General features: G+C 59.9%; 14 protein-coding genes, 1 tRNA gene and 2 rRNA genes (1 of these 17 running past the window's edge). 12 read left to right on the forward strand and 5 right to left on the reverse strand.

The window, feature by feature from the left end; all coding sequences use genetic code 11:
- The first annotated feature begins 25 nt into the window (after positions 1 to 25).
- The 11 genes from RSE12_00305 (at position 26) to RSE12_00355 (ending at position 10,203) form a co-directional block, all read left to right on the forward strand.
- Positions 26 to 622, forward strand: a complete 597-nt coding sequence (locus tag RSE12_00305; GenBank protein ID WRH62816.1) for a TRAP transporter small permease subunit — start codon at positions 26 to 28, stop codon at positions 620 to 622.
- Positions 623 to 1,912, forward strand: a complete 1,290-nt coding sequence (locus tag RSE12_00310) for a TRAP transporter large permease (GenBank protein WRH62817.1) — start codon at positions 623 to 625, stop codon at positions 1,910 to 1,912.
- Between the two features lie 39 nt (positions 1,913 to 1,951).
- Complete coding sequence (gene dctP / locus RSE12_00315; protein WRH62818.1) at positions 1,952 to 3,013, forward strand: TRAP transporter substrate-binding protein DctP; 1,062 nt, start codon at positions 1,952 to 1,954, stop codon at positions 3,011 to 3,013.
- Between the two features lie 6 nt (positions 3,014 to 3,019).
- Positions 3,020 to 4,384, forward strand: coding sequence for an alpha/beta hydrolase (locus tag RSE12_00320; protein WRH62819.1), 1,365 nt, complete (start codon positions 3,020 to 3,022; stop codon positions 4,382 to 4,384).
- Positions 4,385 to 4,554: 170 nt separating this feature from the next.
- On the forward strand, positions 4,555 to 5,499 hold the full coding sequence (locus tag RSE12_00325) for a hypothetical protein (protein ID WRH62820.1): 945 nt from the start codon (positions 4,555 to 4,557) through the stop codon (positions 5,497 to 5,499).
- Between the two features lie 65 nt (positions 5,500 to 5,564).
- Positions 5,565 to 5,732 (forward strand): hypothetical protein, encoded by a 168-nt coding sequence (locus tag RSE12_00330; GenBank protein WRH62821.1) that lies wholly within the window; start codon positions 5,565 to 5,567, stop codon positions 5,730 to 5,732.
- A gap of 31 nt (positions 5,733 to 5,763) precedes the next feature.
- Positions 5,764 to 5,928 (forward strand): DNA-binding protein, encoded by a 165-nt coding sequence (locus RSE12_00335; protein ID WRH62822.1) that lies wholly within the window; start codon positions 5,764 to 5,766, stop codon positions 5,926 to 5,928.
- Between the two features lie 165 nt (positions 5,929 to 6,093).
- Complete coding sequence (locus RSE12_00340; GenBank protein WRH62823.1) at positions 6,094 to 7,797, forward strand: site-specific integrase; 1,704 nt, start codon at positions 6,094 to 6,096, stop codon at positions 7,795 to 7,797.
- Complete coding sequence (locus RSE12_00345; GenBank protein WRH62824.1) at positions 7,794 to 8,228, forward strand: hypothetical protein; 435 nt, start codon at positions 7,794 to 7,796, stop codon at positions 8,226 to 8,228. The genes RSE12_00340 and RSE12_00345 overlap by 4 nt, the downstream gene beginning before the upstream one ends.
- 72 nt (positions 8,229 to 8,300) lie before the next feature.
- Entirely contained in the window at positions 8,301 to 8,660 is a 360-nt protein-coding gene (locus RSE12_00350) for a hypothetical protein (protein ID WRH62825.1), read from the forward strand.
- Between the two features lie 67 nt (positions 8,661 to 8,727).
- Positions 8,728 to 10,203 (forward strand): site-specific integrase, encoded by a 1,476-nt coding sequence (locus RSE12_00355; protein WRH62826.1) that lies wholly within the window; start codon positions 8,728 to 8,730, stop codon positions 10,201 to 10,203.
- 322 nt (positions 10,204 to 10,525) lie between these two features.
- Here the strand turns inward: RSE12_00355 and RSE12_00360 are convergent, their stop codons facing one another.
- Both RSE12_00360 and RSE12_00365 read right to left on the reverse strand, forming a co-directional pair.
- Positions 10,526 to 11,077, reverse strand: coding sequence for a thermonuclease family protein (locus RSE12_00360; protein WRH62827.1), 552 nt, complete (start codon positions 11,075 to 11,077; stop codon positions 10,526 to 10,528).
- 260 nt (positions 11,078 to 11,337) lie between these two features.
- Positions 11,338 to 11,634: a helix-turn-helix transcriptional regulator gene (locus tag RSE12_00365; protein WRH62828.1), complete on the reverse strand. Its 297-nt coding sequence runs from the start codon at positions 11,632 to 11,634 to the stop codon at positions 11,338 to 11,340.
- 89 nt (positions 11,635 to 11,723) lie between these two features.
- Here RSE12_00365 and RSE12_00370 point away from each other — a divergent pair, with 89 nt between their 5' ends.
- On the forward strand, positions 11,724 to 13,370 hold the full coding sequence (locus RSE12_00370) for a recombinase family protein (protein WRH64891.1): 1,647 nt from the start codon (positions 11,724 to 11,726) through the stop codon (positions 13,368 to 13,370).
- On the opposite strand, the gene RSE12_00375 is transcribed toward RSE12_00370, so the two are convergent.
- The 3 genes from RSE12_00375 to RSE12_00385 form a co-directional block, all read right to left on the reverse strand.
- A tRNA-Met gene (locus RSE12_00375) sits at positions 13,327 to 13,403 on the reverse strand. The genes RSE12_00370 and RSE12_00375 overlap by 44 nt on opposite strands.
- Positions 13,404 to 13,489: 86 nt before the next feature.
- A 5S ribosomal RNA gene (gene rrf, locus RSE12_00380) occupies positions 13,490 to 13,604 on the reverse strand.
- A 132-nt stretch (positions 13,605 to 13,736) separates the two neighbouring features.
- A 23S ribosomal RNA gene (locus RSE12_00385) occupies positions 13,737 to 15,684 on the reverse strand (it continues 888 nt past the right edge of the window).

Consider the following 15,684-nt stretch of genomic DNA (forward strand, 5'->3'; position numbering starts at 1 on the left):
GGGAGAGGGGGCGAAGGGAGGAGACGTGACCACACTTCTGGCCATCTGCAACGGCCTTGCCGTGATCAACGGCGGTCTTCTGGCGCTTGGCCGCTGGATCGGGGCAGTATGCCTGGGCCTGATGGTCGTGGTCATCCTTACACAGGTCTTTTTCCGCTATGTCCTGAACAACGCGCTGCCCTGGCCCGAGGAAGCCTCGCGTTTCCTGATGCTCTGGTCGACCGGGTTGATGGCCCCCACCGCCTTCCGGCGTGGTGGTTTCATCGCCATTGACATGGTAATCCGGATGCTGCCGCGCATGGTGGCGACTGGGTTGTCGGTCTTCCTCATGGCTGTGACGATCCTGGTCCTCTGGATCGCTCTTGGCATCGGCTGGTCCGAGGTCACGGGCCTTGGCGGCCGGTTCGAGACCGACTCCTTGCGCGTGCCGGTCAGTCTGGATCTGGCAACCTGGATGAAGGTGCCTAAGTCCTGGATGATGGCCTCTCTGCTGGTGGGCGTGGCGCTTTTGCTGCTGGTTGCCGTCGAACTGGCCCTGCGCAACATCTATGTGCTGATCCGGGGGCCGGACGGGCTGCGCGACATACCCGATACCATCATGCTGGGATCGGGGGCCGAATAGATGCTCAGCTTCTTCCTGCCCCTGTTCCTTGTCTTCCTGATGCTGGGCCTGCCGGTGGTCTTCGGCCTGCTCGCCGCCCCTGCCATCCTTCTGTGGCTGAACGGGCAAGAACGCGATATCGTCCTGCTTTATCGCAACGTCTATGAAGGGATGAATTCCTTCCCTCTGATGGCGATCCCGTTCTTCATGCTGGCGGGGGAGTTGATGAACCGCGGCGGCATCTCGGCCCGGATCGTGGGGTTCGCCCAGGCCATGGTCGGGCATTTCCGCGGGGGGCTTGCTCAGGTGAACGTGGTCGACAGCATGCTCTTCGCCGGGATTTCGGGCTCCGCTGTGGCCGATGTCTCGGCCCTTGGGTCGATCATCATCCCGCAGATGGAAAAGAAGGGCTACCCCAAGCCCTTCGCCGCTGCGATCACTGCGGCCTCTGCCATCATCGGACCGATCATCCCACCCTCGGGGATCATGATCATTTACGCTTATGTGATGGGCGAAAGCGTGGCTGCGCTGTTCCTGGCGGGCATTGTCCCCGGCATCCTGATCGGGGTGGCGCTTATGATCACGATCAAGCTGATGGCCAACCGCTACAACCTGCCCCAGGCGCAGCCGCGCGCCAGTTGGGGGGATGCGGGCCGCGCCGCTGGGGCCGCCTTCTGGCCGCTGATGACGCCCATCCTCCTCATGGGCGGCATCCTGTCGGGCGTCTTTACCCCGACCGAGGCCGCTGCCGTGGCCGTCGGCTACAGCTTCTTCATTTCGATCTTCATCCTGAAGACCCTGACTTGGCGCGACGTGCCGGGTGTGCTGACCCGCGCCGGGATCACCAGTTCGGTGGTCATGCTGCTGGTCGGCGCCGCGATGGCCTTCAAGACCGTGGCGGCGCTGGCGCATACGCCGGAACTTCTGGCCTCGACCCTCCTTTCCATCACCGAAAACCCGCTGTTGCTCCTTCTGCTGGTGAACCTGCTGCTCTTCATCGTCGGTATGTTCCTGGATGCGGGTCCCGCGATCATCATCCTGGGGCCGATCCTGGCGCCGATCTTCACGTCGCTGGGCGTGGACCCGGTGCATTTCGCCATCGTCATGGTGGTGAACCTGACAGTAGGCCTTTTGACACCCCCGATGGGATTGGTCCTCTTCGCCACCTCTGCCGTCTCGGGCCTCCGGGTGGAAACCATTGCCCGCGCCGTGATGCCCTTTCTGTTGGTCGAATTCGCGGTGATCTTGTTGATCACCTTCGTTCCGGCCATTCCGCTGACGCTGCCCCGCCTTATGGGGTTTGTGGACTGATACGTCTTACCCAAACAAGAAACCTAACGGGAGGATACCATGCTAAAAAAAACCCTGAAGTCCCTGGTGCTCGCGACCCTTCTGGCGGGCACCGCCAGCATGGCGCTGGCGCAAGAAATCATGCTGCGCGCCACCGCCAATTCGAACGAACAGGACGAGGACTATGATGGCCTCGTGGTGTTCAAGAACTATGTCGAGAACGCCTCGAACGGCGCGATCGGCGTGGAAATCTTCATGGGCACCCAGCTGTGCGCCAAGGGAGACGAGTGCCTGGCGGGTGTCGCGGATGGCACCATAGACATCTACATTTCCACCTCGGGCGGGGCGGCCGGCCTATTCCCCTACATTCAAGTTCTCGACCTGCCTTATCTCATGTCGGATGATCGCGTGGCCGAGGAAGTGCTTACTGGCACTGACTTCACCGCCAAGCTGCGCGCGATGGCGCTTGCCGACTCGGGCGACAAGATCCGCCTGATGACCATCGGGAACACCGGCGGCTGGCGCAACTATGCCAACACGAAGAAGCGTATTGCCGCGCCGGGTGACCTCGCAGGCCTCAAGATGCGCACCGTCCCCGCCGATCTGCCGCAGACGTTGGCCACCACCCTTGGCGCCTCGCCCACCCCGATCCCGTGGCCCGAGCTGTTCACCTCGCTGCAGACGGGCGTTGTCGAAGGCACTGCGAACGGCATCACCGACATCATGTCGATGAAGTTCACCGATGCCGGGATCAAGTATCTGACGCTGGACGGCCACAGCTACATGGGTGCCTTCTGGTGGATGGGCAATGACCGGTTCAAGTCGCTGAGCCCGCAACAGCAGCAGATCGTGGTCGATGGCTTCGCCGCCCTGCAACAGGCGACCTTCGCCAGCCCGAAGCGCAAAGAAATCCAAGCCTATGCCGATTTCCGTGCGGCGGGGGGCGAGATCTATGTGCCGACCGCCGAGGAAAAGGCCACCTTCAAGGCTGCGGTCGAGCCGGTCTTCGAATGGTTCAAGGGCAACGTGAAGGGCGGGCCGGAAGTGCTGGATGCTTTCAATGCGGCTGTGGCGGCCGCAGAGACAGCCGTCGCAACCGATCGCGCAAACGAGATGAATTAAACCAACATGCAGCAGGCAAGCGATGCTTGCCTGCTGCGCCTTGCCAAACCCGGCCCGCATCTCATTCAGGCGAAAGTCCGCTTTCCGCCCGCAGCGGACAAGGCGCTATCGGCCCAAAGCATACGGTGGCAATGCTTGGGTCGGTGCTTTCATAATGTGCCGACAGGACAGCTTTCCTGCTTTATGGTTTTCGTCATGATGCGTTCGGCCCTGATCACCATCACTCTGATTTCGGCAATCCAGGCCCTCGTGGTGATGGGCCTTGTCCTTGGCGCGTTTCGGGCTCCGACAAGCGGAAGCTGGGCCGTGATCGGTTCAACGGTCTGGGCACCCTTTGGACCTTTCCTCTTGCTTGGCGCCTTGCTGTCCTTGGCGCTTGGATTGCTCACGCGCCGCCATGTATCTCCACGTTTTGGCAGCGCGGTGGCCTTGCTCGCAGCAATTGGCACGGCAGGTTCTGCCTTCATCCTTTTTCGGATCGGACAGGCTGCAAGCGCTGCAGGGGTTTCGGTCGATCTGCCAGCTACTCTTTTTCTTGCCGACATGGATGTGCCCCAACCCGATGCCGTGGAAACGTTCAGGGTGGTCGAGGGGGCCGATCTGCGCGCTGCTATCTATCGCCCGCCCGCATCGAATGCTCCTTTGCCGGTCGTCGTCTACATCCATGGTGGCGGCTTCATGACGGGCAGTTTTACGGAAACGGCCGCAGATCTTCGCTGGTTTGCCGATCAGGGTTGGCTGGTCGTCAGTGTGGAATACAGACTCTTCGGTCCGGACCGCCCGACATGGAACCGCGCACCGGAAGATGTGGCCTGCGCCCTGGTCTGGGTGTCGCGCAACGCGTCCCGCTTCGGGGGTGATCCGAAGCGGATCGCAGTGATGGGCGACTCGGCCGGTGGAAACCTGGCGGTCAATCTTGGCTATGCGGCGGCTGCGGGCCGCGCACCCGCCGCCTGCGGCAAAGATGTGCCCGTGCCGGTTGCAATCGCGGCGCTCTATCCCGCACTTGACCCGATCAGCATCTACGAAAATGGCTTCCCGATCCCGGGATTTGAGCCGCGGATGCTGATTGAAGGATATATCGGCGGGCCGCCGGATGCGTATCCCGGGCGTATCGCTGCCATTACTTCCGCAAACTTCCTGACACCTGCGGCACCACCCACCCTGATCGTACTACCTGAAAATGACAGCCTCGTGGTGAAAGAGGGCACGCTTGGGTTTGCAGTCGCTGCAGCCAAGGTGGGCGTTGATCTGACCCTGGTGACACTCCCTTTCGCCAACCATGTCTTCAACCAGATGGCTGCAAATTCGCTCGGCAACCAGATCGCACGCACCATCCGGCAAGAGTTCCTGTCGCAACATTCCCGCTAACCGCAGAGTGCTATTCATTCGACTGTCCGCTTCCCGCCCTTATCGTACATTTCCAGCCCTACCTCGCATCCAAGTTAGATCCAGCTCCGACGCAACTCTAGAATCGCATCTATAGAAGTGTCACCCTTTCCTAGAACCGGGATGGCGCATTAGTCCGATCATCGCCATACTTGGCCGATGCCCGCAAAACGTCGATCCACGACAACCTTAGGGCTGACATGACCAAAGCACCGGGCAACGACCAAGACACAGTGAACATCCCTGCAGACGGGATCCGCCAGAGTGTGCCTTGGAAGCTACGGTCGGAGGATCTTGAGGAAGAACTCATCGTTGGGGAACTTTCCGTACTAATGGGCCGCGGAGGGCAGGACCGCGATCAGCGCGGCAAGCTCATCGAGCGGGAAGCTTTCTCCGAGGAAGAGATCGAGGGTTTGCATGACCGAGTGGCTGCACGGTTGGCCAAACTTGACCAGGTGGACGCACTGAATGTGGAACAGATAGTAAGGCTGGCTGAGGTTTTCGCGTTCCCCGTAGAAGCTGTCGCCGCGCTGTCAAAAGATCTCGCACGCGCACTCAACAAGACCATCACTCCGGTCTTCGCCCCCCTGCCCCGCAAGAAGGCAATCGCCCGGGCACAGACGGAGATGCAGAGCACAGCCAAAGACATCATGACGGCGTCCGAGGCGCTGTTGCGCGGATTTGAACGCCTTGAGCGCCTCGACAGCATCCAAGCCAACAATCGCTTGGGTGCCGCTCGGTTCAAGGCGCTCCAGAAGGACTATGACCAGGTCTTGCGGAATGTGGAGACCCTTCACCGGAAGCTGCGCATCCTTACCGACACGCCGGATGTGGCTCTGGACCTTCGTCCCGCAGACAGGCGCGTTATCAGCGACCTGAGACGTACAGCAGTCCTATCCTGCTTGTTCGCTTTCTGGGAATGTGAGGGGCGGACGCTTTCCGTCACGACCGACCCCATCGACAATCGCCGCAAGGGCCAACTGATCGAGTTCGTGAATGCCGCCGTGCGCTGCATCACGGACCCCAGTAATGAACTGTCCGGTGACACCATCCACGACGAGCTAGCGAAGTTCAAACGCGCTAGCTCCGGGGCCTGATTGGTTTCGTCGATTTCAATCAGCACCCCTTAGCCCGTTTTCTTGTGCCCCGTCATGGTCACGCCATGACACGCGATCCCGCCCATCCCATCTCGACCAAAGGCGTCGCCGCAAAAGTTGATGCGGCGGTTTTGGTTCTGGTCCGCCTGATCGCGGACCAGGCTGCGCGGGAACTCGCGGTCTCCGCCCCCGATCAGGAGGATGCCGGGCATGGCGCCGAAGACCAACTCTAGCTCCCCGCCGCTGCACAAGACGCGCCCTTTGATGACCGTCGCAGACGTGGCCTTCCTCGATCAATGCTCCGAGAAGACCGTGCGCCGCGCGATCGCTGCGGGGCAGCTCGCTGTGGTGCGCATCGGTCCCGGCGGGCGTCTCCTCCGCATCGATCCGGCGGCCCACGCGGCCTATCGCGCTGTCGCGGGCCAGTAGGACGTCAGGTCCATCAATGTCTATCTAAGTCAATGGTTTAGATGGCATTCGGGAAGAGGGCCTCAACCAAAATTGCGGACTTTTGATGCTACTGTTCTCCCGAATCGTACCCCAAGTCACCTCGTGTCCACCCGTGTCCACAACTGTCACAAGGACCATTTCCCGATGAACGATCTCTCCATGCTGCCCCTCGACTTTGCCTTCGTGCCCAAGGGCACGCCGATGTTCTCTGACCTGATTGACCGGCTCCTGGCCGATGAGAGCCTGACGGACACCCGCCGCCGCGACATGATCTCCGGTCTGCGCCGGATAGCCAAGGCTCTGAACCGCTCACCGGAAGATGTACCCGCCTTCGGGCGGTGGTTGCAGCCGCGCCTCGACAAGCTGAGCCCGGCAGCCATGGGGATCAGTACGAAGTCCTGGCAGAATGCGGTCAGCGATGCGCGGTCCGCGATGGCACAGTGTGGTGTGATCGAGCGCCGCCGGGGCCGCCCCAGCGATCTTTCGTCCGACTGGCACGCGCTCTGGCGGATGGTTCTCGCTTCCGACGACCCGACGGTGAAGCTGTCGATCAGCCGCTTCGTCTATTTTCTGAGCCACCATGATGTGGCCCCATCGGAGGCGCGCGACGAGCACGCCTTTGCCTTCTTGGAGGCGCTGGAAGTAAACGAGATCTACAAGTCCCCTGACACCGCGCATCGTGCGGCAGTCAATGCATGGAACCTCGCCGCAACGCGGTTCCCCGACTGGCCGCAGACCCGGCTCTCCCTGCCCCATCGGAAGACCATCTACAAGCTGGCCGATGACGACCTGCCCTTGGCACTGCATCGCGATCTCGACGCGTTGATCCATCGCCTCGCGCATCCGGATCCCCTCGCCGAGGACGGTCGCGCGCGCGCGTTGCGACCGGTGACGTTGAAGCAATATCGCGGGCAGATGATCCGATTTGCTTCGGAGTTGGTACATTCGGGAATGCCTGCAGAAGACATCACAGAGGTCGCCAGGATGCTGGACCCTGACACCGCGGAACGCGGCTTGCGTCAGATGCTGACGCGGACCGACAACAAGACCAACAAGCTGATCAGCGAGATGGCTGGCCTCCTGCGCAATCTCAGCAAGACCACGGGGCAGCCGGAAGAGGTTCAGAAGGCCCTCAAGAAGTTGGCCGCCAAACTTGCCCTCGCGCCGCAGCGTGGGATGACCCGCAAGAACCGGGGTCGGCTGCGTGTGCTGCAGGACGAGGCTACCATGCGCCGTCTCCTGTTGCTGCCGGAACAACTGTTCAACGCCCCGCCCGCAGGTAAGGCCAATGCTTACACCAAGGCCTTGGCGCGCGAGGATGCCTTGGCCATCGCGATCCTTCTCTACTGCCCGATCCGGATCAAGAACCTCGCCGGTATCCATCTGGAGCAGAACGTGCACCGCCCGGGTGATGGACGCGTGTTCCTCGTTTTGACCGAGAACGAGGTGAAGAACGAACGCTCGATGGAGTTCGACCTGCCACCCGATCTGATCCGCATGATCGATGCTCATGTGAAGACCCGCAGCCCTGAACTGTGCCCGGCAGGTACGCCTTGGCTTTTTCCGCGGCGCGATGGGGCAGGCTCTTGTCACAGCGGCATGCTCGCGACGCGCATCTGCAAGCGTATCCGCAAGACGACCGGCATCGAGATGAACGCCCATCTGTTCCGGCACTTCGCTGTGATGAACTGGCTCGACGCCAATCCCGGCGGCTACGAGGTGGCGCGCCGCCTGCTTGGTCATTCCGAGGTCAGCCACACGATCAACATGTATTCCGGGCTTGAGATGAAGGCCGCGACCAAGCAGTTCGGAGAACTGGTCACGGCCAAGAAGCGAGGCCGCAAATGAGCCTCGTTCAGCCGCGCGATCAGTGGCCCATCGCAGACAAGAGGATGTGGGAGGCGCTGTGCCGCGATGCCGGTCCGTTGGATCAGCCCGGGGATCTGGCGCATCTGCGGGGCACTTCACGTGGGACGCTTGAGATTCGCTATGGCCGGTGGATGCAATGGCTGGCGACCACGGACCCTGTCGCCTTGTCCCTGCCCCCTGCAGATCGCGCTACCCTGCCCCGGCTGCAGGATTGGTTGGCCGACCTCGCTCACACCGCGCCGATGTCGCGGTTGATGTTCGTCGATGGCGTGTTACGCGTGTTGCAAGGCATTGAGCCGGAGCGGGATTGGAAGATGCAGAGACGCCTTCTCGCTTCTCTCAAGCGCGCTGCGGGCCGTGGCGACTACAAGCGCAAGCAGGGTCAAGGCGGACGGGAAGCGCGGCAATGACGGCGGGATCTGAGAAGTCGTAGCGACCGATCATGGCAAATGGTTCTCCTGATTGCATGAGGGTGCCTGCATATGTGCAGAAGCTTTGATCAGGCGGCGCAAACGTTCGGGGTGATTACGACCTTAGAAGAGAAGGACTTTCCCTTTGCTCAATCAGCATTTTCGTCATGTTCGTCAGATTGGATGTCATTTCGTCATGCAACGGTTGCATGCAGTTTCTTCCCTAGGCAGGTTCTCGCCGTGCTTTTCGATCTTGGAGTTACGATCATGTGGCTGAGTGGGACGATGCGGCAAACCTTTGCAATCGGCGGCCTGATGCTCTCAGCGGTCTTCGCCTACGTGGCCCTTGAGAATACAATCTTCATTGTACCAGCGGTTCTTTGTTACGGTCTCACCAAGCTCGGGATTCATCTCTTCCCTTGGCGGGGATAGAAAGCCCCCATGCGGGAATGATGTCGCGGTATCCTCTTCCGATCCATCAAGATCGCAAAGGTGCCCAATGTCACAAATGCTCGAAGCTCGCTTGGCGGGATCGCAGGATACCATCGCGACCTGTCCTTTTCAGAGTGCGTCGCAGATCGAACGCCTCGATGCCCGCGATGCTCCCTATTGGCATCATCTACTCGTCGGGCGCCACATCGGCATCCACCGCCCGGATGGGCGGCACTGCAACTGGACGGCTCGGCTTCTCACGCAGGACAGGCGATATGTTCAAAAGTGCCTGGGCCATGCACTTGACCTAGGTCGAGGCTGCCTTTCCTTTACGACTGCAATCGAGGAAGCGTTTTCGTGGTTTGAGGAGTACGCCCAACGAGGCGAGGCGTCCAAGCAAGCCCCACGTGGACGAACTGATGCACTTTGCTTCAGACCCATCGGCAACGTCTACACGGTAGGCCACGCCCTCTACGACTACACTGCTTGGTCGAAGATCGCGCGTTCAAAGGGTGGTCACTACAACATGATTACCCTGACCAACCACCATCTCACTCAGGGCGTCACGCACGTGCCCTTAGAAGAGTTCACGGCCCACCATCTGCAGGCCATCGCCCTTCAGATCATTCGAACGCCACCACACCACGGCTTCTCGAAGCGACAAGCCATGGTTGATCGGGATGACCTGTCCCCGGATGAACTGCGCCGTCGGAAGAGAACCTACAATTCGATCGTAGGCATCCTCAAGGTGGCCTTTTCCCACGCATGGGACGCTGGCAAGATTGAATCGGACCGATCAATCCGATGCTTGAAGCGCATCTCGGTTGTTCACACGCCGCGCCTCCTATTCCTTAACCGGGATGAATGCCGCGCTTTGATCAGCCACTGCACGCCAGCTCTTCGGAACTTGGTTCTTGCCGCGTTGTACTCTGGGTGCCGGGTTGGCGAGTTGTCCAATCTCCGTGCTGAGGATGTTGGCCATCAGGTCTTTGGTCTACGGATCGCGGCCTTCAAACGAAGTCCAGCGCGCTTCGTCTTTCTTCCCGACGAAGGAATGGCGTTCTTCTTGCGCATGATCGAGGGCAAAGCACCAAAGGACCATGTGTTCCGATCAGATAAGGGTAAGGTCTGGCAGCGTCAGCATACCACCCTGTTTAGACGTGCTGTCCGGGAAGCAAACCTTCCCCCGGATTTCGTGTTCCATGGGTTGCGGCACACCTATGCAAGTGACCTCATTCGGCAAGGCGTTCCCATTGAGGTGGTGGCCCGTCAGCTCGGACACGCCGACATCCGGACGGTTGCGGATACCTATGGCCACATCGCCGAGCAGTTCCGCGAGGAGCAGATCAGAACCCGGTTCTCAGCGTTGGACGACAGTGAACTCCGCGCGGCACACGCACGGGCTAGCCAACTCGATGTGCTTTGGCATCAGGTCCGGACCCATGATTGGAGATCATATGCGGCCACTGAGAACAGCCACCAACGTCGCCCCAGGTCACTTGTCAGAACACCGCGTGAGGTCTTGGAAGCGTTTGAAGGTTAACTCACTCGCACCCAATTCCATCCCCATCTCTGTCCAGGTCATAGTCGTCTGGCCCAACCACTTGGACCGGTCCTACGATGTATTCGGGTCCGTTTCCGGAGCCACCCGCACAATCGACATCACTGGCGATCGGTACGCATTCGCCAACGTAACTCGGATGGCATTCTTCTGTTCGAGCGGGGCCACCAAAGGAGGCTGTAAACAATAGCACGAAGACAAGCGTGCCCTTTGGGCTGCACCGAGGTAGCTTTTTCCGAATGAACAAGGTCGTCGGGCGCATCGCATGGATCAAGGCGCCAAGGACTTGCAGCCCGACGCCCACTTAGTCCGCCCACTGCTTAGGCGGTATTTTCCCCTTTTGCCTCGCATCGACGCGCCATAGTTTGCGCCGCAGGTCTGGGGCCTCAAAGGAGCTGTACCGCCCGTTGGAATACTTCTTCCAATCAAGGGCGAGACCAGCCTTCACCATTTCAGCCGAGAGGTCACGTCCGTCTTCCAGCATACAGACAGCCACGGTACGTTCATGGGAGAAGCTTCCATCCGTGTGGGCCGTTACGACCTGACCTTTGCAAAGGCGGACAAGAGCGCTCTTGGCAACTTTGCCGAATGGTTGATCCATTTCGGGCGCATCTATCCCGGCGAGGCGAATATGGATCTTATTGATCACGATCGTGTCGCCATCAATGACCCAGCACCTTCCTTTGAGGACTTCCTGTTGGCCGCGGGTGGACGGCAGGTGCGTCGGGCTCGTTGGCGGATGGGCCATCGGGTTACTGGCAGGACGGAACGGGATGACCTCCGACTGCGGCGGTGGCGCGGTGTAGCGCTGCTCAGTTCGGGATGGAGAGAAGAGTTTCTTGAGAAGACGGAACATATAAGTTGCCAAGTGAATAAGGTGGGAACGAACTGCCTTAAAGCCCCTAGCTCAATGTGCGCGAGGCCGGTGGTAGTCGGTGTAAGGCTCGTAAAAATGGATACTGGGCTCGCGATTCCTGTGATGTTTCACAAGGGATCGTTGACTATCAATCTGGCTACTTTGGGGCGAAGGAGCGCGCAAGCGACGCCGGGTTCTGAAGGGGGCGCCAAAAGAGCATGAAGAACCCGTGGCCTGGAGTGTTAGAGACTAGACTGTCTTCACTTCCCGCCCTTATCCTTCGCCCATTCCCTGACCAACTTGGCCAGCTGCCCCTCGCTTTGGATGATCGCGTCTTTTACGTCTGACGGTATCTTCCCGGCCAGCGCCAGGAGCCGATCCGGATCTTCCCCCAGATGCCCCGCGATCTTAACGATGAGCGCCTCAGACGGCGGCGCGAATATCTCGCGTTCGATCTTTGAGAGGTACGCCGGCTCGACCTCGATGAGACGCGCGAGCTCGCGCAGACCAAAGCCCTTGGCTTCACGTGCTTCACGGATATGGGGACCGAACTTCATTTGTGTAATACACTCTACACAAAGGCCTACGTCAATGCGAGAGTGAGGTATTCCCCCTGCCCCCATAGATGAGTCCCCCCGCCATGAGCATGACAGCCGCGATCTACGCCCGCTATTCCTCGGACCGCCAGAGCGATGCCTCGATCGAGGATCAGGCGCGGCTCTGTGAGGAGCGAGCGCTGCGGGAAGGGTGCCGGGTGATAGAGACCTATGCCGACCGGGCGATCTCGGGTGCATCCATGCTGCGCCCCGGCCTGCAGGCTCTGATGGCCGATGCATTGGCGGGTCCCTTCACGGTGCTGATCACGGAAGCGCTGGATCGGCTGAGCCGGGACCAGGCCGATGTCGCGGCGATCTACAAGCGGCTGACCTTCGCGGGGGTGACGATCTTCTCCCTCAGCGAAGGCCGGATCGAGGAGTTGCATGTGGGCCTCAAGGGCACGATGAACCAGCTCTTCCTGAAGGACCTTGCGGCCAAGACACGGAGGGGACTTCGGGGACGCGTGGAGGCTGGGTTTTCAGGGGGAGGGAACGCGTATGGGTATCGGGTGCTGCGGCGGCTGAAGAGCGATGGGGAACTGGCAACCGGCGAGAGAGAGATCAATGAGGACGAGGCCCGGATTGTGCGCCGCATCTATGAGGCTTTCGCGGCAGGGCAATCGCCCAAAGCCATCGCGAAGGACCTGAACCGCGAGCACATCCCCGGCCCCCGAGGCATGCTCTGGCGCGACACCGCCATCCGCGGCCATCGCCAGCGCGGCACCGGGATCCTGAACAACGAACTCTACCTTGGCCGTCTTGTCTGGAACCGCCTGCGCTATGTGAAGGACCCGAGCACCGGCAAGCGGGTTTCCCGTCAGAACGATGCGTCGGAATGGATCACCACCGACGTGCCCGAACTGCGCATCATCAATGACGCGCTCTGGCAGAAGGTGAAGACACGACAGGAAGCCCTCGACGCTACACCCGCCGTGCAGGGCATCAAGGCCTCCCGCTTCTGGGAGCGACGCCGTGCAGACCACCTGCTCACCGGCCTTGTCCATTGCGACTGCTGTGGTGGCCCCTACGCCGCCGTGGGGCGCGACTACCTCGCCTGCTCCGCCGCCCGCAAGCTCGACACCTGCAGCGCCAAGAAGGGTATCCGCCGGTCAGTGCTGGAAGCGGTGGTTCTGGATCTTCTGAAGACGCGGCTCATGCAGCCCGAGGCGGTGGCACGTTTCGTAAGGGATCATGCGGAATTGTCCAATTCGCATGGCGCGGAGGCTGCCCAAGCCCGCACCCGGCTGGACGCGGAGAAGCGGGCGATCAAGCGCAAGCTGGAAGGCCTCTATGACGCGATCGCCGAGGGCCTGCGCTCGCCTGGCTTGAAGGAGAAGCTCCTTGAGCTCGAGGGTCGCGTGGAAGCAATCGACACAGCGCTCACCACCCCTGCCCCGGCACCGGTGCGGTTGAACCCGAACTTGTCCGAGCTCTATCGGCGCAAGGTCACGGAGCTTGCCATCACCTTGGCAGATCCAGCGATTGCGCAACCTGCCCGCGAGGTGATCCGTGGTTTGATCGAGCGTGTGGCTGTGCGGTGGGAAGATGGTCAGGCTGTGGTGGTTTTGGACGGGGCGCTGACGGCGCTTGTGGGGCTGGCTACGAACGCCAAAGGCCCAGCGTCAGCTGGGCCTTTTGGCAGTTCGGTGAAGGTGGTTGCGGGGGCAGGATTTGAACCTGCGGCCTTCAGGTTATGAGCCTGACGAGCTACCGGGCTGCTCCACCCCGCGTCCGTTGTGGTATCCCGAGGGCTTTATTTTGGCGATCGGGGTTTATTTGCATCGTATTGGAGAGAGGATTGTGTGTTTCTTTCTAGGTTTGGCGGTGACCTACTCTCCCGCGTCTTGAGACGGAGTACCATTGGCGCGACGGCACTTAACGGCCGGGTTCGGGAAGGGACCGGGTGTTTTGCTCGTGCTATGACCACCAAACCGAGGAAGAAACACGCGCGCTTTTGTCTGCGTTTTGGCAGGTTTTGGCGCGCGATCATCAGTGTGTATTGTTCCAAGTCTGTGTTGCTTTTGACTGTTCCAGGCGAGGCTATTGCCTTGCTGTTTCTGGATCAAATCAAGCCTATCGGGCAATTAGTACCAGTCAGCTGAATGCATTGCTGCACTTACACCTCTGGCCTATCGACGTGGTGGTCTTCCACGGCCCTCAAGGGAGACCTTGTTTTGAAGGGGGCTTCCCGCTTAGATGCCTTCAGCGGTTATCCTGTCCGAACATAGCTACCCAGCACTACCGTTGGCACGATAACTGGTCCACCAGTGGTTCGTTCACCCCGGTCCTCTCGTACTAGGGGCAACTCTTCTCAAGTCTCCTACACCCACGGCAGATAGGGACCGAACTGTCTCACGACGTTCTAAACCCAGCTCACGTACCTCTTTAAATGGCGAACAGCCATACCCTTGGGACCTGCTCCAGCCCCAGGATGAGATGAGCCGACATCGAGGTGCCAAACGATGCCGTCGATATGGACTCTTGGGCATCATCAGCCTGTTATCCCCAGAGTACCTTTTATCCGTTGAGCGATGGCCCTCCCACTTGGGACCACCGGATCACTATGGCCGACTTTCGTCTCTGCTCGACTTGTCAGTCTTGCAGTCAGGCTGGCTTCTGCCATTGCACTCAACGACCGATTTCCGACCGGTCTGAGCCAACCTTCGCGCGCCTCCGTTACTGTTTGGGAGGCGACCGCCCCAGTCAAACTCCCCACCATGCAGGGTCCCGGACCCGGATAACGGGCCGCGGTTAGACATCAAGAGTGCGAAGGGTGGTATCTCAAGGGAGGCTCCACGGGAACTAGCGTCCCCGCTTCGATGCCTACCACCTATCCTGCACATCACAATCCTGATGCCAGTGCAAAGCTGGAGTAAAGGTTCATGGGGTCTTTCCGTCTAACCGCGGGAAGTGTGCATCTTGACACACAGTTCAATTTCGCTGAGTCCACGTTAGAGACAGCGGGGAGATCGTTACGCCATTCGTGCAGGTCGGAACTTACCCGACAAGGAATTTCGCTACCTTAGGACCGTTATAGTTACGGCCGCCGTTTACTGGGGCTTCAATTCAGAGCTTGCACCCCTCCTTTTAACCTTCCAGCACCGGGCAGGCGTCAGACCCTATACGTCGCCTTACGGCTTCGCAGAGCCCTGTGTTTTAAGTAAACAGTCGCCACCCCCTAGTTTGTGCCCCCCACACACACTTGCGTGCATATGGGGCCTCCTTCTCGCGAACTTACGGAGGCATTTTGCCGAGTTCCTTTAACGTGGTTCTCTCAAGCGCCTTGGTATTCTCTACCAGTCCACCTGTGTCGGTTTAGGGTACGGTCTGATGGAGGGCTATTTCCAGGAACCTCTAAGCAGCCCACCCAATCCGATAAGGGCAAACTACCTTCGAGATCCGTCACTTCCTCCTGGCCCAGGAATATTAACCTGGTTCCCATCGACTACGCCTTTCGGCCTCGCCTTAGGGGCCGGCTCACCCTGCTCAGATTAGCTTTAAGCAGGAACCCTTGGACTTTCGGCGAGAGGGTCTCTCACCCTCTTTGTCGCTACTCATGTCAACATTCTCGCTTCTGATCTCTCCACCGGTTGCCTCACGGCCCGGCTTCACAGAAAGCTCCGTGCCTCCAATGCCACCCGAAGGAGGCAAGAGAGGCAATGAGCTATATCACAGAACGCTCCGCTACCACGCACATCGCTGTGCATCCTGAGCTTCGGCTCGTGGCTTGAGCCCCGTTACATCTTCGCCGCAGGACAGCTTATCTAGACCAGTGAGCTGTTACGCTATCTTTAAAGGATGGCTGCTTCTAAGCCAACCTCCTGGTTGTTTTGGCCGTCCCACATGCTTTCCCACTTAGCCACGAATTAGGGGCCTTAGCTGCAGGTCAGGGTTGTTTCCCTCTTCACGACGGACGTTAGCACCCGCCGTGTGTCTCCCGGATAGTACTCTTGGGTATTCGGAGTTTACTTAGACTCAGTAAGGCTGTGGGCCCCCATCATCCATGTAGTG

The sequence above is a fragment of the Fuscovulum sp. genome (assembly GCA_035192965.1).
In the GTDB taxonomy this organism is placed as follows: Bacteria; Pseudomonadota; Alphaproteobacteria; order Rhodobacterales; family Rhodobacteraceae; genus Paragemmobacter.